Source organism: Nocardia sp. NPDC003693 (assembly GCF_053981095.1).
Genome location: NZ_JBSFNO010000014.1, coordinates 146,736 through 168,175, shown reverse-complemented (window position 1 = coordinate 168,175; position 21,440 = coordinate 146,736). Strand labels below are relative to the sequence as shown.

The 21,440-nt window shown below is 69.0% G+C and carries 21 protein-coding genes; 17 read left to right on the top strand and 4 right to left on the bottom strand.

Translation table 11 applies throughout. The annotated features are described in order from the left end of the window. The first annotated feature begins 349 nt into the window (after positions 1–349). The 10 genes from ACWDOP_RS18025 to era all read left to right on the top strand — a co-directional run bounded on the left by ACWDOP_RS18025 (position 350) and on the right by era (position 9,899). Entirely contained in the window at positions 350–1,492 is a 1,143-nt protein-coding gene (locus tag ACWDOP_RS18025; RefSeq protein WP_456345992.1) for an epoxide hydrolase family protein, read from the top strand. Positions 1,493–1,557: 65 nt separating this feature from the next. Continuing rightward, entirely contained in the window at positions 1,558–2,145 is a 588-nt protein-coding gene (locus tag ACWDOP_RS18020) for a thioredoxin family protein (protein WP_454201267.1), read from the top strand. 137 nt (positions 2,146–2,282) lie between these two features. Further along, entirely contained in the window at positions 2,283–3,323 is a 1,041-nt protein-coding gene (gene hrcA, locus ACWDOP_RS18015; RefSeq protein WP_454201266.1) for a heat-inducible transcriptional repressor HrcA, read from the top strand. A gap of 34 nt (positions 3,324–3,357) precedes the next feature. After that, positions 3,358–4,512 carry a molecular chaperone DnaJ gene (gene dnaJ / locus ACWDOP_RS18010; RefSeq protein ID WP_354986026.1) on the top strand — a complete coding sequence of 385 codons (1,155 nt, stop codon included), beginning with the start codon at positions 3,358–3,360 and terminating at the stop codon, positions 4,510–4,512. Between the two features lie 4 nt (positions 4,513–4,516). After that, positions 4,517–5,257: a 16S rRNA (uracil(1498)-N(3))-methyltransferase gene (locus tag ACWDOP_RS18005; protein WP_456345991.1), complete on the top strand. Its 741-nt coding sequence runs from the start codon at positions 4,517–4,519 to the stop codon at positions 5,255–5,257. Positions 5,258–5,527: 270 nt separating this feature from the next. Next, on the top strand, positions 5,528–6,595 hold the full coding sequence (locus ACWDOP_RS18000; RefSeq protein ID WP_454201264.1) for a PhoH family protein: 1,068 nt from the start codon (positions 5,528–5,530) through the stop codon (positions 6,593–6,595). Between the two features lie 22 nt (positions 6,596–6,617). Further along, positions 6,618–7,172: an rRNA maturation RNase YbeY gene (gene ybeY, locus ACWDOP_RS17995; RefSeq protein ID WP_454201263.1), complete on the top strand. Its 555-nt coding sequence runs from the start codon at positions 6,618–6,620 to the stop codon at positions 7,170–7,172. Next, entirely contained in the window at positions 7,169–8,548 is a 1,380-nt protein-coding gene (locus tag ACWDOP_RS17990; RefSeq protein WP_456345990.1) for a hemolysin family protein, read from the top strand. The genes ybeY and ACWDOP_RS17990 overlap by 4 nt, the downstream gene beginning before the upstream one ends. Then, positions 8,545–8,955 (top strand): cytidine deaminase, encoded by a 411-nt coding sequence (locus ACWDOP_RS17985; RefSeq protein WP_454201261.1) that lies wholly within the window; start codon positions 8,545–8,547, stop codon positions 8,953–8,955. The genes ACWDOP_RS17990 and ACWDOP_RS17985 overlap by 4 nt, the downstream gene beginning before the upstream one ends. Then, the gene (gene era, locus ACWDOP_RS17980) at positions 8,952–9,899 is read left to right on the top strand and encodes a GTPase Era (protein ID WP_456345989.1); all 948 of its coding nucleotides are present in this window, start codon (positions 8,952–8,954) and stop codon (positions 9,897–9,899) included. The genes ACWDOP_RS17985 and era overlap by 4 nt, the downstream gene beginning before the upstream one ends. Here the strand turns inward: era and ACWDOP_RS17975 are convergent. Beyond that, positions 9,896–11,311 carry an amidase gene (locus ACWDOP_RS17975; RefSeq protein WP_456345988.1) on the bottom strand — a complete coding sequence of 472 codons (1,416 nt, stop codon included), beginning with the start codon at positions 11,309–11,311 and terminating at the stop codon, positions 9,896–9,898. The genes era and ACWDOP_RS17975 overlap by 4 nt on opposite strands. A 163-nt stretch (positions 11,312–11,474) precedes the next feature. Between ACWDOP_RS17975 and recO the strand changes: the two genes are divergently transcribed. The 4 genes from recO (at position 11,475) to ACWDOP_RS17955 (ending at position 16,131) form a co-directional block, all read left to right on the top strand. Next, the gene (gene recO, locus ACWDOP_RS17970) at positions 11,475–12,242 is read left to right on the top strand and encodes a DNA repair protein RecO (protein ID WP_454201258.1); all 768 of its coding nucleotides are present in this window, start codon (positions 11,475–11,477) and stop codon (positions 12,240–12,242) included. Between the two features lie 78 nt (positions 12,243–12,320). After that, positions 12,321–14,528, top strand: coding sequence for a DUF4132 domain-containing protein (locus ACWDOP_RS17965; RefSeq protein ID WP_456345987.1), 2,208 nt, complete (start codon positions 12,321–12,323; stop codon positions 14,526–14,528). 395 nt (positions 14,529–14,923) lie between these two features. Further along, entirely contained in the window at positions 14,924–15,727 is an 804-nt protein-coding gene (locus ACWDOP_RS17960; protein ID WP_456346023.1) for an isoprenyl transferase, read from the top strand. After that, positions 15,724–16,131, top strand: coding sequence for a hypothetical protein (locus ACWDOP_RS17955; protein WP_454201256.1), 408 nt, complete (start codon positions 15,724–15,726; stop codon positions 16,129–16,131). Before ACWDOP_RS17960 ends, ACWDOP_RS17955 begins: the two co-directional genes overlap by 4 nt. A 233-nt stretch (positions 16,132–16,364) precedes the next feature. Here the strand turns inward: ACWDOP_RS17955 and ACWDOP_RS17950 are convergent, their stop codons facing one another. Continuing rightward, positions 16,365–16,994 carry a TetR/AcrR family transcriptional regulator gene (locus ACWDOP_RS17950; protein WP_454201255.1) on the bottom strand — a complete coding sequence of 210 codons (630 nt, stop codon included), beginning with the start codon at positions 16,992–16,994 and terminating at the stop codon, positions 16,365–16,367. A 102-nt stretch (positions 16,995–17,096) separates the two neighbouring features. Between ACWDOP_RS17950 and ACWDOP_RS17945 the strand changes: the two genes are divergently transcribed. After that, positions 17,097–18,071, top strand: a complete 975-nt coding sequence (locus ACWDOP_RS17945; RefSeq protein WP_454201254.1) for a hypothetical protein — start codon at positions 17,097–17,099, stop codon at positions 18,069–18,071. Positions 18,072–18,140: 69 nt separating this feature from the next. On the opposite strand, the gene ACWDOP_RS17940 is transcribed toward ACWDOP_RS17945, so the two are convergent. Together ACWDOP_RS17940 and ACWDOP_RS17935 are read right to left on the bottom strand one after the other, a co-directional pair. Next, the gene (locus ACWDOP_RS17940) at positions 18,141–18,557 is read right to left on the bottom strand and encodes a Fur family transcriptional regulator (protein ID WP_454201253.1); all 417 of its coding nucleotides are present in this window, start codon (positions 18,555–18,557) and stop codon (positions 18,141–18,143) included. 3 nt (positions 18,558–18,560) lie between these two features. Beyond that, positions 18,561–18,956, bottom strand: a complete 396-nt coding sequence (locus ACWDOP_RS17935) for an ArsR/SmtB family transcription factor (protein ID WP_454201252.1) — start codon at positions 18,954–18,956, stop codon at positions 18,561–18,563. A 189-nt stretch (positions 18,957–19,145) separates the two neighbouring features. Here ACWDOP_RS17935 and ACWDOP_RS17930 point away from each other — a divergent pair, with 189 nt between their 5' ends. Together ACWDOP_RS17930 and ACWDOP_RS17925 are read left to right on the top strand one after the other, a co-directional pair. Next, a complete protein-coding gene (locus tag ACWDOP_RS17930; protein ID WP_456345986.1) occupies positions 19,146–20,537 on the top strand; it encodes a glycine--tRNA ligase in 1,392 nt (463 codons plus the stop codon). 191 nt (positions 20,538–20,728) lie between these two features. Continuing rightward, positions 20,729–21,439: a DUF6875 domain-containing protein gene (locus tag ACWDOP_RS17925; RefSeq protein ID WP_454201250.1), complete on the top strand. Its 711-nt coding sequence runs from the start codon at positions 20,729–20,731 to the stop codon at positions 21,437–21,439. Position 21,440 lies beyond the last annotated feature (1 nt).

The window sequence follows — 21,440 nt, the reverse complement described above, 5'->3', positions numbered from 1 at the left end:
CAAGCTCGCGGACCAGGCAATTCGCGCGCCCGCGCTCGGCGCCGACCGCGCTGCCACTCGTGCCGCTGAGTGTCCGCAACGCCGATCTGCGACGGCGCTCGCGGCATCGGGTGCGTCCCCGGCACGTATCGCAGGCTCGGTCTGCCCTCCGCCGCTCATGCCGCGGTGGGCACCGCGACTTCACGCACGCACCTCGACGCTGTCCACGGGATCGGCTGCCGCGGCGCACCGGAGGTCCCAGCGGTGGCGGTCGGCGGCGGTGCGCCCCGGCATCGTCCGCGTGTGCCCCGCGGCTGTGCGGTAATCGGCCACAGCCGCGCGAACACGGGGCTACGCTGACGCCATCGCCATGTTCGACGAGGACTTAGTTCCTTTCCAGGTCGAGATCCCGCCGGCGCAGCTGCGGGATCTGCGGCGGCGACTCGAGCAAACCCGCTGGCCCGCACAGGTTCCCGGCGTCGGCTGGGCGCGAGGTGCGCCGGTCGACTACCTGCGGGAACTAGCCGGGTACTGGGCCGAGCGCTTCGACTGGCGGGCCTGGGAGCGGCGGCTCAACGCGTACACGCAATACACCACCGTCATCGACGGCGCCCGAATTCATTTCCTGCACATACATTCTCGGCACCCAGGCGCGATACCGCTGCTCCTGCTGCACGGCTGGCCCGGCACCGTCCTGGAATTCCTCGAGGTCATCGAACCGCTGCGCGACCCGCCCGCCGGCGAACCCGCGTTCGACCTCATCATCCCCTCGCACCCCAACTTCGGCTTCTCCGGTCCCGCGCCGGACGCGGGCTGGGACAGCCACCGCATCGCCTGCGCCTACGCCGAACTCCTGCGCCGCCTGGGCTATCCGCGCTACGCCGTGCACGGCGGCGACTTCGGCGCGTTCATCGCACCCGATCTCGGCCGCGTCGACTCCGCCCGCGTGATCGGGGTGCACGTGAACGCCGCCACCCTGGGCTTCATCCCGTACGGCCCGGTCCCCGACGACATCGTCCCCGCCCTCACCGACGTGGAACGAAAACGCCTGGCGCACTTGGCCGCCTTCCTCTCCGACGGCAGCGGCTACTTCCAGATCCAGGGCACCAGGCCGCACACCCTCGGCTTCGCCCTGGCCGATTCCCCGGCGGGCCAACTGGCCTGGATGGTGGAGAAGTTCCACGCCTGGACCGGCGGCCCCGGCCCCCTCGAGGTCCGCGTCGACCGCGACCACATGCTCGCGACGGTCGCCACCTACTGGTTCACCAACACCGGCAGCTCCTCCGCCCAGATGTACTACGAGTCCCTGCACTCCCCACACACGCCGACCCACTCCACGACCCCGACGGCCGTCGCCAATTTCGCCGGCGACCTGGCGATCCGCCGCTTCGCCGAACAACTGAACACGATCGCCCGCTGGACCGACTTCGAGGTCGGCGGCCACTTCCCGGCGATGCAAACCCCCGCCCTGCTGGTCACGGACCTGCGAGCCTTCTTCGGCGGACCGAGCTAGCCCGCAGCCAACCGCGCTGACCAGCAACAGTATTGAAATCCCGGAGATCGGGCACACTGGGGAACATGGCGCTCGAATCGAACATGGACCCGATCGGCACTCCGGCACCGGATTTCGAACTCCCCGCACTGGACGGCAACAAATTCTCGCTCGCCGCCTTCGACGGGCAGCCCGCGCTGCTGGTGGTGTTCCTGTCGAATCACTGTCCGTACGTGCGGCGGATCGAGTACGCGCTCGGCGCGCTCACCGCCGAGTTCCGGGCGCGGGGGCTGGTCACGGTCGGCATCTGTTCGAACGACACCGAGAACTATCCCGACGACGACGCCACGCATCTGCGCGAGCAGGTGTTGCGGGCCGGCTTCGACTTCCCGTACCTCGTCGACGAAACACAAGAGGTGGCAAAGGCTTTCCGCGCCGCCTGCACACCGGACCTGTTCCTGTACGACGCGGACCGGAAACTGGCCTACCGCGGCCGGTTCGACGCCGCCACCCCGGGCAACACCGAGCCCGCGGACGGCGTCGAGCTGCGCGCCGCGGTCGAACTCGTCCTCGCGGGCGACCCGGTGCCCGAACCACATACGCCGAGCCTGGGTTGCGGCATCAAATGGAAGCCGGGCGCGGGCCCAGAAGCCACCGGCTGGCTCAACCGCTGACCCGCACCGGAACCCGATACGCCCGGCCTCGAGCCGGGCGTACAGGCAATTTGCCCGGGGGCAACTAAACTGGACTCGATCGATCCGGGACGCTCGTGCGTACGGGCGAACCGAACGCGAGCGAGGAGGTGGGCCCCATGTCGACCACGGAACAACGGCGGCTCGAGGTCCTGCGGGCAATAGTCGCGGACTACATCTCGACCAAGGAACCCATCGGGTCCAAGACCCTGGTCGAGCGCCACAATCTCGGTGTCTCCAGCGCCACCGTGCGCAACGACATGGCGGTACTCGAGGCCGAGGGTTACATCGCACAACCGCACACCAGCTCCGGCCGCATTCCCACCGACAAGGGCTACCGGCAGTTCGTCGACCACATCTCCGAGGTCAAGCCGCTGTCCAACGCCGAGCGCCGGGCGATCATGGAATTCCTGGAGAGCGGCGTCGACCTGGACGACGTGCTGCGCCGGGGCGTGCGACTGCTGGCCCAGCTGACCCGCCAGGTCGCGATGGTGCAGTACCCGACCGTCTCGGCCTCGACCGTGCGCCACATCGAGGTCGTCGCGCTCAACCCCGCGCGCCTGCTGCTGGTCGTCATCACCGATTCCGGCCGGGTCGATCAGCGCCTGGTCGATCTGGGCAACGTCATCGCGGACGACGACCTGGCCGCCCTGCGCGGAATGCTCGGCAAGGCCATGGAGGGCAAACGCCTCGCCTCGGCCTCGGCCTCGGTGGCCGAATTGCCCGAACACTCCCCGGCGCGGCTGCGCGATGTCCTGGTTCGCGTCTCCACCGTCATGGTCGAAACCCTCGTCGAGCATCCCGAGGAGCGACTCGTGCTCGGCGGTACCGCCAATCTCACCCGCAATGCGGGAGACTTCGCCGGGAATGGATTCCCGGGTTCGCTGCGTTCGGTTCTGGAGGCCCTCGAGGAGCAGGTCATCGTGCTGAAGCTGCTGGCGGCCTCGCAGCAGCAGGGCACCGTGACCGTCCAGATCGGGGAGGAGACCAAGGTCGAACAGATGCGCGGGACGGCGGTGGTGTCCACCGGCTACGGCATGCCCGGTACCGTTCTGGGAGGAATGGGGGTACTGGGCCCGACGCGCATGGACTACCCGGGGACAATTGCCTCGGTGGCGGCCGTCGCCCGATACATCGGTGAGGTGCTCGCCGAACGGTGAGCCAGCGGAGACGAAACAGGACTAGAGAGCGCAAGTGGCACGGGACTATTACGCACTGCTCGGCGTCGCACGTAACGCGACCGACCAGGAGATCAAGCGCGCCTACCGCAAGCTGGCGCGTGAGCTGCACCCGGATATCAACCCCGATCCGGAGGCGCAGGAGAAGTTCCGCGAGGTGTCGACCGCCTACGAGGTGCTGACCGACTCCGAGAAGCGGCGCATCGTCGACCTCGGCGGTGACCCGCTCGACTCCGGCGGCGGCATGGGCGGCGGATTCTCCGGCGCCGGTTTCGGCGGCCTCGGCGACGTCTTCGAAGCGTTCTTCGGCGGCATGAACCAGGGCGGCAACCCCCGCAAGCCGCGCGGCCGCGTGCAGCCCGGCGCGGATTCGCTTCTGCGCACCCGGCTTTCGCTACAGGAGTGCGCGGTCGGTGTCACCAAGCACCTGACCGTGGACACCGCCATCACCTGCGACCTGTGCCACGGCGCGGGCACCAACGGCAACTCCGCGCCCGTGCGCTGTGAGACCTGCGGCGGCGCCGGCGAGGTGCAGACCGTGCAGCGCTCGTTCCTCGGCCAGGTCATGACCTCGCGGCCGTGCCCCACCTGCCGCGGCGCGGGCGAGACCATCCCGGACCCCTGCCGCAAGTGCGGCGGCGACGGCCGCGTGCGTTCGCGCCGCGAGATCGCCGCCCCCATCCCGGCGGGCGTGGCCAGCGGCATGCGCGTGCGCCTGGCCGCCCAGGGCGAGGTCGGCCCCGGCGGCGGTCCCGCCGGCGACCTCTACATCGAGATCGTGGAACAGCCGCACGACACCTTCGTGCGCGACGGCGACGACCTGCACTGCACCATCCGCGTGCCGATCGTGGACGCGGCGCTGGGCACCACGGTCGTGGTCGACACCATCCTCGACGGCCCGGTCGAGCTGACCATCCCCGCGGGCACCCAGCCCGGCGAGGTGTCGGTGCTGCGCGGACACGGCATGCCCAAACTGCGCGCCAACTCGCGCGGCGATCTGATCTCGCACCTGGACATCGTCATTCCGACCAAGCTCGACGCCAAGCAGACCGACCTGCTGCGCAAGTACAAGGGCCTGCGCCCCAACGAGCGCACCGAGGTGCTCTCCACGCAGTCCGAGCACAACAGCGGTCTGTTCGCCCGCCTGCGCGCGTCCTTCAGCGGACGCTGATCCCTTGGCCGCCACCGTCTTCTACCTCGACGAGGTCCCGGCGCCGGGCGCGACCGCCGTACTCGACGGCCCGGAAGGCCGGCACGCGGCGACCGTCCGGCGCATCCGGGTGGGTGAGGCGATCACCCTCTCGGACGGGCACGGCGTCCTCGCCGACTCCGAAGTGGTTGCGGCACAGAAGGACAGGCTCGAGCTGAAGGTTCTCGAGCACCGGGTCGCCGCCCCCGCGACCCCGCGGGTGACCGTGGTGCAGGCGCTGCCCAAGTCCGATCGCTCCGAACTCGCGGTCGAGCTCATGACCGAGGCGGGCGCGGACGCGATCGTGCCGTGGCAGGCCGCGCGCTGCGTCTCCAACTGGGAAAACAAGGCGCACAAGGCCGTCGAGAAATGGCGCACCGCCGCCAAACAGGCCGCGCGGCAATCACGCCGCGCCTACATCCCCGACGTCGCCGACCTGCACGCCACCCGCGACCTCGTGGAACTGGTGCGGTCGGCGGTCGCGCGCGGCGCGATCGTGGCCGCGCTGCACGAGTCCGGCGCGGGCCGGTTCACCGAGCTGCCGTTCGACGGCGCCGGCGAGGTGATCCTGATCGTCGGCCCCGAGGGCGGCCTCGACGAGTCCGAGATCGCGCTGCTGTCCGAGGCGGGCGCCCGGCCGGTGCTGCTCGGGCCCACGGTGCTGCGCACCTCCACCGCCGCCGCGGTGGCGCTCGGCGCGCTCGGCGCCCTCACCCCCCGCTGGTAGACCCGCGGCGCGTGCACACCGGGCCCCGCCGGAAATCCTACTTTCGATGGGGTTTGGGATTTCGCCCTCGGGGAACACCCACGAAACCGATAACGCCCAGGCCGCAGGGGTGCGGCGGTTGTGCCGCACAGTCCGGGTAGCCCCTTATTCACTGGGCGCTGTCGGGGTACGGCGGTAAACTTTCCATCAACGAAGTGAGGCTCGAGACCGGGAAGCAGGCTATAGCCACTTTTGAGTACACCAGGCAAAATCGGCGACCAGAACAGCCCCGTGTCCAACGGCGGCGTCGGCGACAACGTGACGGGTCCGGCGGGCCGGACCGTACGCTCCAGCATTGAATTGGCACCCGAGTCGGTATTCGGTTTCCTGGGTTCGGCTGATGAGAACCTGCGTGAACTCGAGCGCCTCCTCGCGGCCGACATCCATGTCCGCGGCAACTCGGTCACCCTCACCGGCAAACCCGCCGACGTGGCCCTCGCCGAACGCGTGATCGCACAGCTGGTCGCGCTCACCGCGCGCAATCGCGTCGTCACCCCCGAAGCGGTGCGGCACACCCACTCCATGCTCACCGAGGGGTCCTCGGACTCACCGGCCGAGGTGCTGAGCCTGGACATCCTGTCCCGGCGCGGCAAGACCATCCGCCCGAAGACGTTGAACCAGAAGCGCTATGTCGACGCCATCGACAAGCACACCATCGTGTTCGGCGTGGGCCCGGCCGGTACCGGCAAGACGTACCTGGCCATGGCCAAGGCCGTGCAGGCGCTGCAGACCAAGCAGGTCACCCGCATCATCCTCACCCGGCCGGCCGTCGAGGCGGGCGAGCGGCTCGGCTTCCTGCCGGGCACGCTCAACGAGAAGATCGACCCGTACCTGCGCCCGCTCTACGACGCGCTGCACGACATGATGGATCCCGAGGCCATTCCCAAGCTCATGGCGGCCGGGGTCATCGAGGTCGCGCCGCTGGCGTACATGCGCGGCCGCACGCTGAACGACGCGTTCATCATCCTCGACGAGGCGCAGAACACCACGGCCGAGCAGATGAAGATGTTCCTCACCCGCCTGGGCTTCGGGTCCAAGATCGTGGTGACGGGCGACGTCACCCAGGTCGACCTACCCGGTGGCTCGCGGTCGGGGCTGCGCGCGGCGGTCGAGGTGCTGGGCGATATCGACGACATCCACGTCGCCGAGCTGACCAGCAGCGATGTCGTGCGGCACCGGCTGGTCGCGGAGATCGTCGACGCCTACGACCGGTGGGAGACAGACACCCGCCCGCAGGTTTCGCACTACCCGGGCAACCGTGCGCAGCGGCGTGCCGCGAGCCGGGAGGGGCGACACTGATCTCGGCCGATAGGCTGAGCGGGTGAGTATCGAGATCGCCAACGAATCGGGTATCGAGGTATCCGAAGAAGAACTGATCAGTGTCGCGCGCTTCGCGATCGGTCAGATGGACGTGCACTCGGCCGCGGAGCTGTCGATGGTGCTGGTGGATCTCGACACCATGGCAGACCTGCACATGCGCTGGATGGATCTACCCGGTCCGACCGACGTCATGTCGTTCCCCATGGACGAGCTGGAGCCGGGCGGGCGGCCCGATGCCGCCGAGCCCGGCCCTTCCATGCTCGGCGACATCGTGCTCTGCCCCGAATTCGCGGCGCAGCAGGCCGAGAAGGCCGGGCACTCCATGGATCACGAGCTCGCGCTGCTGACCGTGCACGGCGTACTCCACCTGCTCGGCTACGACCACGCCGAGCCGGAGGAGGAGAAGGAGATGTTCGCCCTGCAGGCCTCGCTCCTGGAGGGCTGGTACGAGAACCAGCGCGAAGCCCGGATCCGGGAAGAACTCGCCGAGCGGGATCGGCGACTGCTGGGCAAGACCGGATTCACCGATTCCGGTGATCCGCTGGACCCCGCGTGAATTCTCTCGTTCTGCTGCTGCTGGCGATCGTGCTCGTGCCGGCCGGCGGTGTTTTCGCGGCGCTGGACTCGGCGCTGAACACGATCTCTCCCGCGCGCGTCGACGATCTGGTGCGCGCGGATCGCTCGGGCGCGGTGCGGTTGACGCGCATCATCGCCGACCGCCCGCGCTACGTGAATCTCATGGTGCTGCTGCGGGTGCTGTGCGAGATCAGCGCCACGGTGCTGCTCGCCGCGGTCCTCATGGACTGGCTGCCCGAGGTGCAGGCCCTGGTGGTCACCGCGGCCGTCATGGTGCTGGTCGACTACCTGGTGATCGGGGTCGGGCCGCGCACACTCGGCCGCCAGCACGCCTACTCGCTGGCGCTGGGCGCCTCGCTGCCGTTGCAGGCCATCGGCACGCTGCTGGGACCCATCAGCCGACTGCTGATCCTGCTCGGCAACGCCATCACCCCCGGTAAGGGATTTCGCAACGGCCCCTTCGCATCCGAGATCGAGCTGCGCGAGGTGGTCGATCTGGCCGGCGAGCGCGGCGTGGTGGACGACGAGGAACGCCGGATGATCCAGTCGGTCTTCGAACTCGGCGAGACGCCCGCCCGCGCGGTCATGGTGCCGCGCACCGAGATGGTGTGGATCGAGTCGGACAAGACCGCCGCACAGGCGATGTCGCTCGCGGTGCGGTCGGGGCATTCGCGAATTCCGGTGGTGGGGGAGAACGTCGACGACATTCTCGGCGTCGTATACCTCAAAGACCTGGTGCTGTACGCGGATCGGGCCAAGAAGGTGAAGGTCGCCGACGTCATGCGGCCCGCGGTCTTCATGCCCGACTCCAAGCCGCTGGACGCCCTGCTCGATGAGATGCAGCGCCGCCGCAACCACATGGCGGTGCTGGTGGACGAATACGGCGGTATCGCCGGGCTGGTCACCATCGAGGACGTCCTCGAGGAGATCGTCGGGGAGATCGCCGACGAGTACGACACCGACGAGACCGCGCCGGTCGAGGAGATCGGGCCCGGCAAATACCGGGTCTCGGCCCGGCTTCCGGTCGAGGACCTCGGCGAACTGTTCGGCATGGAGATCGAGGACGAGGACGTCGACACCGTCGGCGGCCTGCTCGGGCACGCGCTGGGCAGGGTGCCGCTGCCGGGTTCCAAGGCCGTCATGTACGGACTGCAATTGCGCGGCGAGGGCGGGGCGGACGCCCGCGGGCGCGTGCGCGTGCACACCGTGGTGGTGCGTCGCGCCGCCGAACCCGGTGCGAAGCCGGCGCCGGGCGATACCGCGCCGCACTCGACCGGCGACCAGAGCGCCAAAGCCAAGACCGAAGCGGCCGAACGTCTTTCGGACGGCGCGCACGAGGACGGAGTAACCCGATGACGGAACTGGACGCCGAGGACGGCAAATTGCTGACCCTGGCCCGCGGCGCGATGGGGCGCACCGGCGGCAGCGGGGGCGCGGCCATCCGCGATACCGACGGCCGCACCTACGCGGCCGGTGAGGTCACGCTGGAGAACCTGCGCCTGACCGCGCTGCAGGCCGCGGTCGCGGCCGCGATCTCCAGTGGCGCAGAGGGATTCGAGGCGGCCGTGGTCGTGGCGGGGCGGTTCTCCGACGCCGGCGTCGCGGCGGTGCGCGAGGTCTCGCCCGCGGCCCGCGTGGTGTTCACCGACGCCAAGGGCGCGGTGTTCGAGATCATCGAATCCCCGGTCGAGGGCGATCCGGCCACCCGGCCCGGGATTCCCGCGGGCTTCGATCTGGAAACCGAGTCGGAGGTGTTCGAGTGAGCAAGGGTAAGAAGGACGAATTCCGTTCGGGCTTCGTCTGTTTCGTCGGGCGGCCCAACACCGGCAAGTCCACGCTCACCAATGCCCTGGTGGGGCAGAAGATCGCGATCACCTCCTCGCGGCCGCAGACCACCCGGCACACCATTCGCGGCATCGTGCACCGCGACCACACGCAGCTGATCCTGGTGGATACCCCCGGGCTGCACCGGCCGCGCACGCTGCTGGGGCAGCGGCTCAACGACCTGGTGCGCGACACCTATTCCGAGGTCGACGTCATCGCCATCTGCATTCCGGCGGACGAGAAGATCGGGCCCGGCGACCGGTGGATCGTCGAGCAGGTCAAGACCATGGCGCCCAAGACCACCGTGATCGGCGTGGTCACCAAGATCGACAAGGTGAGCCGCGACGCGATCGCGCACCAGCTCATGGCGGTCTCGGAGCTGCTCGGGCCCGAGGCCGAGATCGTGCCGGTGTCCGCGGTCAAGGGTGAACAGGTCGAGATCCTGGTCGACGTCATCGCCTCGAAAATGCCCGAGGGACCGGCGTTCTACCCCGACGGCGAGCTGACCGACGAGCCCGAGGAAACCCTCATGGCCGAGCTCATCCGCGAGGCCGCCCTCGAAGGTCTGGACAACGAGCTCCCGCATTCGCTCGCCGTCGTGATCGAGGACATCCTCGAACGCGAGGAGAACGAGGACACCGAGGCCGACGGCAAGCGCTCGCACGAGGGCATGCTCGACGTGCACGCCCTGCTGTACGTCGAACGCCCCAGCCAGAAGGCGATCATCATCGGCAAGGGCGGCGCCCGCCTCAAGGAGGTCGGGACCGCCGCCCGCAAGCAGATCGAACACATCCTCGGCACCCGGATCTACCTGCACCTGCACGTGAAGGTGGCCAAGGATTGGCAGCGCGACCCGAAACAGCTGGGGCGCCTGGGGTTCTAGGCGGCGGGGGCGCTCCACCAGTCGGCGGGGCGGTGCCGGTGCCACTTCAGTTCCGATTCCAGTTGGGCGGCAACGGAAACCAGTAGGGGCTCGGAGTTGGCGGGGCCCATCAGTTGGGCGCCTACGGGGAGGCCGGCGGCGGTGAAGCCCGCGGGGACGTTGACCGCGGGCCAGCCCAGGACGTTCCAGGGCCAGGTGTAGGGGCAGCAGGCGGTGATCAACTCGTCGGTCGCCCAGTTCCCGATGTTGTCGATCTCGTGCACGCCCGGGGGCGGGGTGGCGGTCGTGGGGGCCAGGACCACGTCGTAGTCATCGAAGAACCGGCCGATTCGCATGCGCAGCAGGGTTTCCGCGTGGCGGGCGGCGAACAGGGCGGGGCCCAGGATCCGGCCGGTGCGCGCGTTCGCGACGGTGCGCGGGTCCACCGTCGCACCGGGCAGCGCGTCCAGGGCCTTGCGGATGCCGACCATCGAGCGGGGCAGGAAGGTCGCGCCCATCATGACGCCGTAGTGCAGGTCCGCCACGGTGACCTCGTGGCCCAGGCGGCGCAGGGTGTTGGCGGTCGCGTGCACGCGCGCCTCCACCTCGCGATCGAGGCGGGTTCTGGTGGCGGTGAACGGAATTCGCAGGGACAGCGCTATGCGCAGGCGGCCGGGGTCGCGGCCGACGGCGTCGGAGACGCGCAGGGCGGGCGGGGTGTGCAGATCGCCGGCGTGCGGGCCGGCGGCGGCGTCGAGCAGCAGCGCCGCGTCGGCCACCGTGCGGGCGAGGGGGCCGTGCACGGTGAGGCCCTCGAACGCCTCGGGCAGCGGCCAGGTCGAGATGCGCCCGCGCTGGGGCTTGATGCCGACCAGGTTGTTCCAGGACGCCGGGATGCGGACCGAGCCCGCGCCGTCGGAACCCAGTGCGGCGGGCACCAATCCGGCCGCCACGGCCGCGGCCGATCCGCCCGAGGAGCCGCCCGGGGTGCGCTCGGAGCCCCAGGGATTGCGGGTGTGGCCGAAGGCGTCGCCGCTGGTGAACGGCAGCTGCCCGAGCTCGCAGGTGTTGGTCTTGCCGACGATCACCGCGCCCGAGATCCGCAGCCGCCGAACCGCTTCCGCGTCCTGCGTCTTGGCCGGGAAGTTTCCGCCGCACCCGAAAGCGGTGGGGCTGCCGACGATGTCGGTGTCGTCCTTGATGGCCAGTGGGACGCCGAGCAGCGGCGCCCGCTCGCCCGCGGCCAGTTTGCGGTCGGCCTCGGCGGCCTCGGCCAGCGCGGCCGCGCGGCGCACCACCCGGAAGGCGTTCATGCCCGCCTGGCTCGCTTCGATCCGGTCGAGCGCGGCCCCGGTCGCCTCGACCGAGGTGACCTTCCCCTGCGCGAGCGCGCCGGCCAGCTCCGCCAGCCCCAGTTCACCAATAGACGCCATCGTCATGTGAGTCCCGTCTCCCAGCTGTAAGCAGGAAACGTAGCGCGATTCTGGTCACACGTCCAATGTCACTTTCGGCCAAGATCGGGCACGGTGCGAGGTTCGGGCGGGCACGCCGATGACCGGGGCGTGCGCGGTCGGTGTCGCGTGCGAGACTGTTGCGGTGCAGCTGTACAGAGACAACGCGGTGGTGCTCCGCCAGCACAAGCTGGGCGAGGCCGACCGCATCGTCACGTTGCTGACGCACAAGTACGGGCTGGTGCGCGCGGTCGCCAAGGGGGTGCGGCGGACCAGGTCCAAGTTCGGGGCCCGGCTCGAGCCGTTCGCCTACATCGACGTGCAGCTGCATCCGGGGCGGAGCCTGGACGTCGTGACCCAGGTGCACACGGTGGAGTCCTTCGCCTCGGACATCGTCGCCGACTACGGCCGCTACACCACCGCCTGCGCCGTGCTCGAGACCGCCGAGCGCCTCGCCGGCGAGGAACGCGCTCCCGCCCCCCGCCTGCACACCCTGACCGCGGGCGCGCTGCGCGCGATCGCCCTGGGCCGCCGCCCCCACGAACTGATCCTCGACGCCTTCCTGTTGCGCGCCATGGGTTTCGCGGGCTGGGCTCCCGCCCTAGACGCCTGCGCCCGCTGCGCGACCCCCGGCCCGCACCGCGCCTTCCACGTCGCGGCCGGCGGCGCGGTCTGCGTGCACTGCCGCCCGCCCGGCGCGGCCACCCCCATCCTCGGCGTCCTGGAACACATGGTCGCCCTCAACGTCGGCGACTGGTCCGGCGTGGACGCGGTCCCCGACAACATGCGCCGCCAGGCCAGCGGCCTGATAGCCGCCCACCTCCAGTGGCACCTCGAACGCCAGCTCCGGACCCTCCCCCTGATCGAACGCACCCGCCCCCACGAGGCCGCCGAGTCCGCCTCCGTCGGCTGACCACGCTGGGAGCCCGGGTGTCGGGCCGCGCGGATACATTGCTGGCGAAGGCAAACGGCAAGCAGCTCAGGGGAGTAGTTGACGCACTCATCGATCGACGCCGGCATCGGTTCGCTACCGGAGGTGCTGGCGTCGCCACCCTGGTTGGCGCGCAAGAAGACTCGTCCGGTCGTGGTCGAACTGAATGTCGCCCCGGTCCCGGTGCGGCTGAAATGGCTGCCGGGCGAACAGGAAGAGTGGGCCGGTATCCGGCTCCGGCGCATGCCCGAAACCTCGGAGGCGTGGACGCGGGAACTCGAGCGGGCAGCGGCGGAATTCGAGTATCCGCTGGTCAAGGCACTCGCCGCCGGACCCGACGAACTGGTGCGCCCCTACCTACCCCTGCTCGCGCAGGTTCCGGTGAACCGGCTCTTCGGCTTCAACATCTACTACTATCCGGCCAACGGCCCACACGGCCAGCACAACGACCCGCACCGGAAGCTGTTGGGCCGGTTCGGGATCGATGTGGCCGACGTGATGCTCGCCGCGGCGCGGCACAACGAGCACTTCGGCGTACCGCTGCTGATGCCCATGGTCGGCTCCGAGATCACAGGCATCATGCTGGAGTGGCTGGAGCGGGATGACCTGCTCGCGGCCGCCGCGCGGAAGTGGTTCGAGCGCAACGCCGCCGACACCGTGCCGGACCTGATCCCCGCCGCGGTCGGCAAGGGCGTCAAGGCACGACGCGAAGCCGAACAGATGCTGTGGTCGCTGGACCGGGACGGTCACCGCGAGCTGATTCGCGCCGCGGCCGCCGGCTTCGGAGCCGACGTCGCCGCCGTCATCGACGCCATGCTCGACCGGGATCCGCTGTTGCGCCTGCCCACTCGGGTGCCGAAGTCGCCGGCCTGGCTCGATGTGGCGGAACTGCCGCGAATCCGGTTGCGGGACAGCACCGATGTGGTGCCGGTGGCCGCGGTGGAGCACCTGGTGAGCATGCTCATGATGTGCTCACCGGACGACGACTACCCGGGAGTGGCGATCGCCGCCGCGGCCCTCGACCCGGCCTCCACCGGCGTTTTCGTCTGGGCGCTCTATCGCGAATGGGTGGCGGCGAAGTACCCCGCCAAGCGCAACATGTGGCCGCTGCGAGCGCTCGGCCTGCTCGGCAACGACGAGACCGCCGCCCGGCTGCGCACGCTCGCCGAGGGCGACCGAGCTGTGAACCGCGCGGTCGAGGCGCTCGACATGCTGGCGCTGATGGGAACTCGTAACGCGCACATGCATATTCAGCTGGCCCTGGAGAACTCGAGTTGGCCGCAGGTGCGCGAGCGGGCACACGGGATCGTGCGGGACCTCGCCGCCGGGTTCGGGCTGTCACCCGCCGAGTTCGCCGACCGCGCGGTGCCGGATCTGGGCCTGAGCGAACACGGCACGTTCATCGTGGATTACGGCACGCGGCAGTTCGTGATCGGCCTCGACGACGATCTGGATCCGATGGTGTGCGAGGCGGACGGCACCGTGCGCGAGAGTCTGCCCCGGCCAGGTTCGACCGACGGTCCGGGCGCACCGGCGGCCCACGCGGCGTTCGCCTCCTTCAAGAAGGCGCTCAAGGCCGCCATCATCGATCAATCGATCCGTATGGAAACGGCCATGGTGCAGCGCCGTCGCTGGAGTGCGGCCACCCAGCGCGAGCTGTACATCGACCATCCACTGCTGCGACAGCTCGCCCGCCGCCTGGTCTGGGCGACCTTCGACGCCGACGGCACACCCGGCGTGGCCTTCCGCATCGATGTCGACGGCACCCTCGCCGATATCGACGACGACCGCATCGAACTGCCCGACGACGCCTCGGTCGGCATCGCACATCCGCTGCACCTGGGCGATTCCATCAAGACCTGGTCCGAGGTCTTCGCCGACTACGGCCTGGCCCAACCCTTCCAGCAGCTCGAGCGCCGCTACTTCGACGCGGAATCCTCGCAGTTGCGGGAGGGTCCGGACGCCTTCCGGGGCAGCGCCGTCCAGACCGGCAGACTGCTCGCCCTGAACCGCTACGGCTGGGCCAAGGGTTACGGCGACAACGGCTCCACCACCCGCTTCCTGCGCACCCTGCCCGGCAATCGCGGCCAGGTCAGGCTCTACATCTCCCCGGGGATCGACGGCCGCGACCCCATGGGCATCCCGGAACAGATCATCGAGAACGTCGTACTCCCGGACGACCTCGGCGGCCCGGAACAGACCTGGTACGTCGGCCTCGGCGAGATCGAGGCCTCCGAACTACTCCGCGAACTGGACACCCTGCGGTAGAGCTCGATGTCCGGAGGAATGGCGGCAGTGCTTCGCTCGCTGCCCCTACTCGGTTCGGCCGGATCGCGTTCGCCGCGCGAATCTCACGGCCTGTGACGGCGGATGACCGTCACTTCGTCGGCTGATCAGCGGTCGGGCCGAGATAGTCGACGGCGAACGGGAGCGGGCCGCAGCCACCGGTTGGATGCGTCGCCCCGATGCGCAGGCGGTCAGCGATGGTGAATGCCGCTGTCCCTTCCAGAGGTCGCCGGCGCTTCCGGCAGTCGCGATCGGTCATATAGGTGCCGCCGAGTGGGCGGCGGGCTCGCACCCCAGCTGCCCGAATTGTGGGGAAGTTGGGCGGAGGTTGGGGGAATGCCGTGGGCGGCGTCGGGGGCTTGCGCGCGTCGGGCAGGATGGTGGGCGTGATCGGTACTCGCAAACCCTCCACCGTCCTGCGCGACGTGCGTCCGCCGTCGCCGCACCCCTCCGGGGCGACCCCGCCCGCCATCCCGGCGGAATTCGTGCCCAAGCACGTCGCGCTGGTCATGGACGGCAACGGCCGGTGGGCGCAGGAGCAGGGCCTGCCGCGCACCGCGGGGCACGAGCGCGGCGAGGCGGTGCTCATGGACACCGTCGAGGGCTGCATCGAGATCGGGGTCAAGTGGCTCTCGGCGTACGCGTTCTCGACCGAGAACTGGCGGCGCAGCCCGGACGAGGTGAAGTTCCTCATGGGCTTCAACCGCGACGTCATCCGCCGCCGCCGTGACGAGATGCACGAGATGGGTGTGCGGGTGCGCTGGGCGGGACGCCGACCGCGCCTGTGGCGCAGCGTGATCAAGGAGCTGGAAGTCGCCGAGGAGCTCACCAAGGACAACACGGTGATGACCCTGACCATGTGCGTGAACTACGGCGGTCGCGCCGAGATCGCGGACGCGGCACGGGAAATCGCGCGCCGGGTCAAGCTGGGTGAGATCGACCCGGAGAAGGTGAACGAGGACACGATCGCCAGATTCCTCGACGAACCCGATATGCCGGACGTGGATCTGTTCCTGCGCCCCTCGGGTGAGTTCCGCACCTCGAACTTCCTCATGTGGCAGTCCGCCTACGCCGAATTCGTCTTCCAGGAAACGCTTTTCCCGGACTTCGACCGCCGCAACCTGTGGGCCGCCTGCCTCGAATACGCCAAGCGGGACCGTCGCTTCGGCGGCGTCAGGTGAGCGAGGACGTCTCCACCGCCGAGGAACTGCAGGCCCGCGCCGGCGCCTGCCTGGCCAAGTACGACGTGGACGTCCGCGTCGAGGACGGCGGCCTCGGCTTCGAGTTCGACGGCGCGCTGTGCTCGCTGCGCGGGGTGAATCTGGCCCCCGGCCTGGACGTACTCACCCTGACCTGCGTGCTGGCCTGGGACCGCCAGCTCAAACCGCAGCTGCACAAGCGCGTCGCCGAACGCAACGCCGCCCTGCAGTTCGGCTCGATCACGTTGGTCGCGCACGACAAGCAGGCCGACATCATCCTGCGCTACACCTTCCCGGCCGCGGGCCTGGACGACGAGCCGTTCGCGACCATGCTGCTGCTCGTGCTCTCCGGCGCGGGCCGCGCCCGGCAGGGACTGCTGGCCTGAGTCGGGCAGAGTAGTTCCCAACGGCCGCAACACTGTTCGGTGTTGCGGCCGTTCCGCACATCGGATCAGGCTGGCACGCGGACTTACACGAGCCGACGACCCGGGTGGACGAGGCGGCGTGCGGAATCCCGCCTCGTCGAGATCGCGGACCGCGACCCCGTCGTAGTGCTGTTTCCAGTTGTGCGGTGGCGTTCGTGGTTCGGTGCCGCCGGGACGGCCCCGCTACGCCGGCGTCAGTTCGGCGACACCTCGGATGTCGCCGCCAGCGGCTGGTACGCCGGCAGTATCTGCTCCACGCCCCGCGCGAAGGTCTCGGGATCGGTGTCGCCCAGGATCAGGGACTGGAGAATGAACCCCGGTAGCAGCCCCACGAAAGCGCGCGAGACCGCGTCGGTGTCGGCGTCGGGGGCGAGCCAGCCGACCTCGCGCATGCGGTTGGCGTAGTCCAGCCACAACCGGCGCATGCCGCCGATGTTGGTCCGCACGTAGTCGGCGATGTTCGGGTCGGTCAGGGCCAGCGACCACGCCTGCGGGATGAGCCGCACCGGCCCGCCCGGCCCGCTGAGCCGCACGATCGACTCGGCGACGGTGCGCACGAGCTGCGGGGGAGTGGGCAGCGGATCGCTGTAGACGGCCTCGCTGAGCGCGGCGCGCAGATCGACCGTGGCCTCGGTGGTCAGGGCCGCGATGATGTCGTCCTTGGACTTGAAGTACCGGTAGACCGCGCCCGCCGACAATCCGGACTCGGCGAAGACGTCCTGCATGGTCGTGGTGTGGAGGCCCTTGCGGGCGAAGCACGTTTGCGCGGCGTCCAGGATCTGCTGCCTGCGGCGTTCCAGGTGTTCTTCGCTGACTCGGGGCATGCGTCAAAAGTAAAACGAATATCCGTTCTTGACAAGCTGACAGTGGAATGTCAGGGTTGTCCCATCAAAAAGAACGAACCTTCGCTTTCTTGGGATGGACAGATGAACACCACACGCAAGGCCGTAGCCATCGGCCTGGCCGCAGCGCTCATCCAGGCGGTCATGCTCATCGCGTTCGCTTGGCCGGCCACCAACATCGCCCCGCGTGATCTGCCCCTCGCGGTCGCCGGGCCGCAGGCCGCCATGGTCGAGCAGAAGCTCACCGCGCAGGATTCCGGCGCCTTCGAGATCCGCACTGTCGCCGACGAATCCGCCGCCCGCGCCGCCATCGAGGATCGAGAGGTGTACGGCGCCATCGTGACCGGCGGGGGAGCGCCCCGGGTCATGGTCGCCTCGGCCGCGAGTCCCGCCGTCGCACAACAGCTCTCGGCCGTCGCGCAACAGCTCTCGGGTCAGCCCGCCGCCGCCGTGCAGGACGTGGTGCCCGCCGATTCCGACGATCCGCGCGGCGCCGGCTTCGGATCCATGGTGCTGCCGCTGGTCATGTCCGGCATCGCCGCCGGCGTGCTGCTGACGCTGCTGGTGCCCTCGGTCGCGCAGCGCGGTCTCGGCCTGGTGAGCTTCGCCGTGGCCGGCGGCCTGCTCAGCATGGCCATCGCCCAGGGCTGGCTGTCGATCCTGCCCGGCTCCTACCTGACCCTGGCCGCCATCGCCGGACTCGTCTCCTTCGCGGTGGCCGGCGCGGTGACCGGACTCGCGGCGGCGCTCGGCCGCGCGGGCATCGGCCTGGCGGCCCTGACCATGCTCCTGGTCGGAAACCCGTTCTCCGCGGCCACCTCCGCCCCCGAACTGCTGCCGCAGCCCTGGGGCGCGATCGGCCAGCTGCTCCCGCCCGGCGCGGCCGCGAGCCTGCTGCGCTCGGTCGCCTACTTCGACGGCGCGGGCGCCGCGGCCCCGCTGCTGACCCTGCTGGCCTGGGCCGCCGCCGCGGTGATCCTGCTCGGGATCGGCGTCTACCGCACCCCGCGCACGGCGACCGCCCCGGCCGCGCAGCCGGAACTGGCCCCCGCGGTCTGAGCTACATCCGACCCACGCACGACGCGACCCCGCCTGACAGACAGGCGGGGTCGCGTCGTATCTCGAGCCTCAGGCGGATCGGCTCGCCGAGCAGGCCGGGCAGGTTCCGAAGATCTCCATGGTGTGGCTGATGCCGGTGAACCCGTGCTCGGCCGCGATCGAGTCGGCCCAGGCTTCCACCGTGGGCCCCTCGACCTCGACGGTGGATCCGCAGTGCCGGCACACCAGGTGATGGTGGTGCCCGGTCGAGCACTGCCGGTACACCGACTCGCCGGAGTCGGTGCGCAGCATGTCGACCATGCCCGCGTCGGCGAGTGACTGCAGGGTCCGGTAGACCGTGGTCAGGCCGATGCCCTCACCGCGGCGGCGCAGTTCGTCGTGCAGCTCCTGCGCGGAGCGGAATTCGTCGATGTCGGCGAGCAGGGCCGCGATGGCGCTGCGCTGGCGGGTGCTGCGAACACCGACTGTCTTCTCGGTCGTTCCCACGGTTCACCCTTCCTCGGCGTGCGCGACGGCGTCGATGACGATGTGCGCCAGATGCTCGTCCACCAGTTCGTAGATCACTTCGCGCCCGGTGCGCTCCCCGCGGACCACGCCCGCGGACTTGAGAATCCGCAGGTGCTGGCTGATCAGCGGTTGTGTCACCCCGAGGGTATCGACCAGTTCGTGTACGCAGCGCGGCGATTCGCGCAGCTGCAGCACGATGGCGATGCGCACCGGCGCGGCCAGCGCCCGCAGCAGTTCCCCGGCCGAGTCGAGGATATTGCGCGAGGGCACCGCGGGCGGCACGGGGGATCGATAGGGGTACGGGTCGTGCGGAATCGCGATCGGCGGTTCCGTCTCGACGCGGGCGCGCCGTAGTGGCGCACCACTCTCCGTTGTCATCGAACCAACTCCTTATTGGAAATCGATGCCATTTTTGTATGCACGGGTGCGCATGTCAAATGGGCGCGCGGCGCGGGTCGTGACGAGTCCGGTTCGAACAGGGGACAGCGGGTGCAAACTCCCTTGCCCGCGACAGATAGTCTTAAACGAATCCCTGGCAATCTTCCGGACCGGATGGAGATATCTCGAGTGGCACCCAAGTCGAAGGTGGATACTGTCGCCAACCTCGCCAAGCGACGGGGTCTGGTGTACCCGGCCGGTGAGATCTACGGCGGCACACGCTCGGCGTGGGATTACGGCCCGCTCGGCGTCGAGCTCAAGGAGAACATCAAGCGGCAGTGGTGGCGGTCCATGGTGACCAGCCGCGAGGATGTCGTCGGCCTGGACTCCTCGATCATTCTCCCGCGTCAGGTGTGGGTGGCCTCGGGCCACGTCGCGGTGTTCAACGATCCGCTGGTGGAATGCCTCAACTGCCACAAGCGGCACCGGCAGGACCACCTGCAGGAGGCGTACGCCGCCAAACACAAGATCGACGACCCGGACACGGTCACGATGGACCTCATCGGCTGTCCCGACTGCGGCACCGTCGGCAAGTGGACCGAGCCGCGCGACTTCAACATGATGCTCAAGACCTACCTCGGCCCGGTCGAGACCGAAGAGGGCATGCACTACCTGCGCCCGGAGACCGCGCAGGGCATCTTCGTGAACTACAAGAACGTCGAGACCACCGCGCGCAAGAAGCCGCCGTTCGGCATCGCCCAGATCGGCAAGAGCTTCCGCAACGAGATCACCCCCGGCAACTTCATCTTCCGCACGCGCGAGTTCGAGCAGATGGAGATGGAATTCTTCGTCAAGCCGGGTGAAGACGAGCAGTGGCACCAGTACTGGATCGACACCCGCATGGCCTGGTACACGGACCTGGGCATCGATCCGGAGAACCTGCGCATCTACGAGCACCCGAAGGAGAAGCTCTCGCACTACTCCACCCGCACGGTGGACATCGAGTACCGCTTCCGCTTCCAGGGCAGCGAGTGGGGTGAGCTCGAGGGTGTCGCGAACCGCACCGACTTCGACCTCAAGACGCACTCGGAGCATTCGGGCCAGGATCTGAGCTTCTTCGATCAGACCGCGAACGAGCGCTACATCCCGTACGTGATCGAGCCCGCGGCCGGTCTGACCCGCTCGCTCATGGCCTTCCTGGTGGACGCCTACAGCGAGGATGAGGCCCCCAACGCCAAGGGTGAGCTGGAGAAGCGCATCGTGCTGCGCCTGGATCGCCGGCTGGCTCCGATCAAGGCCGCGGTGCTGCCGCTCTCGCGCAACGCCGAGCTCTCGCCCAAGGCGAAGGATCTGGCCGCGCAGCTGCGCAAGAACTGGAACGTGGAGTTCGACGACGCCGGCGCCATCGGCCGCCGGTACCGCCGTCAGGACGAGATCGGTACCCCGTTCTGCATCACCGTCGACTTCGACACCCTCGAGGATCACGCGGTGACCGTGCGCGAGCGCGACTCGATGGCGCAGGAGCGCATCGCGCTCGATCAGGTGGAGAGCTACCTGGCGACTCGCCTGCTCGGCGCCTGATTTTCACTTCTCGGAAAAGACCGGTCAACATCTGACCGGTCTTTTCTTTTTCGCTCTGCCCCTGAAATTCGGGGCACTCTCGGCGAATTCGGGTATCCCACTACTCGGGTTAACAACTCACCATCGGCGGACTATTTATAGGTATGGGGCAACGGCGCCTGCCGCTGTGCTTCGATCTGTCGAGGTGAGTCATGAGCGAGCGTGTTATCGGCCCCCGCTCGGGGCTGCAATGGGTCTCATTGGGGGACACCGCATCATCTTGTCCGGCCGCACGATCGACCGTCGCGGCATTTCGATCATGGGCGGATTCCTATCTGACCCGTCCCAGTGACGAACTGGGCCGTGACGGGCCGGTATGCCCGTACGTCAAACCGGCCATGCGCCGCGATCTGCTGTGGCTGGCCCGGGTGCCGGGTGCCGAACCCCACCCGATGACGGTGCGCGCAATTATCGAGGACGCACTTGCGATTTATCCCGCACTGCCGACTGGGAACGGCAGTTCGACTTCGGTACTGCGCGCATTGATCACCGTCTTTCCGAACCTGTCCGACTATTCGCTGATCGATGACATCCACGCGGAATTCAAGAGCAGATTCGTGGCGCAGGGCGCGATGTTCGGGCAATTCTATCCGGGCTGTGATCAACCGGGCCTGTGGAACAAAGACTTTCGGCCATTGGACGCGCCGATGCCGATGCTCGTGGTGCGCAGCATGATGACCACCGACTTCCCCTTTCTGCTCGGCAGGCGGGAATGGATGGACTCCTACGTCCGAAAGTTCGCGCCCACGTTGCCCGCTCACGTCCGCGCGGTCATGGTCGGGCGTTTGACCGCTCGCCCGGACGCGTGGGTGCCCGCGTACGCCGAGCAGCGAGACGAACCGTGCTCGACCGGTAATCGATGAG

Bases quoted from the DNA above. Each gene is read 5' to 3' on its own strand.
- ACWDOP_RS18025 (WP_456345992.1), top strand. From the start codon at position 350: ATGTTCGACGAGGACTTAGTTCCTTTCCAGGTCGAGATCCCGCCGGCG.
- ACWDOP_RS18020 (WP_454201267.1), top strand. From the start codon at position 1,558: ATGGCGCTCGAATCGAACATGGACCCGATCGGCACTCCGGCACCGGAT.
- hrcA (WP_454201266.1), top strand. From the start codon at position 2,283: ATGTCGACCACGGAACAACGGCGGCTCGAGGTCCTGCGGGCAATAGTC.
- ACWDOP_RS17985 (WP_454201261.1), top strand. From the start codon at position 8,545: ATGACGGAACTGGACGCCGAGGACGGCAAATTGCTGACCCTGGCCCGC.
- ACWDOP_RS17975 (WP_456345988.1), bottom strand. From the start codon at position 11,311: ATGGCGTCTATTGGTGAACTGGGGCTGGCGGAGCTGGCCGGCGCGCTC.
- ACWDOP_RS17960 (WP_456346023.1), top strand. From the start codon at position 14,924: ATGGTGGGCGTGATCGGTACTCGCAAACCCTCCACCGTCCTGCGCGAC.
- ACWDOP_RS17950 (WP_454201255.1), bottom strand. From the start codon at position 16,994: ATGCCCCGAGTCAGCGAAGAACACCTGGAACGCCGCAGGCAGCAGATC.
- ACWDOP_RS17945 (WP_454201254.1), top strand. From the start codon at position 17,097: ATGAACACCACACGCAAGGCCGTAGCCATCGGCCTGGCCGCAGCGCTC.
- ACWDOP_RS17935 (WP_454201252.1), bottom strand. From the start codon at position 18,956: ATGACAACGGAGAGTGGTGCGCCACTACGGCGCGCCCGCGTCGAGACG.
- ACWDOP_RS17925 (WP_454201250.1), top strand. From the start codon at position 20,729: ATGAGCGAGCGTGTTATCGGCCCCCGCTCGGGGCTGCAATGGGTCTCA.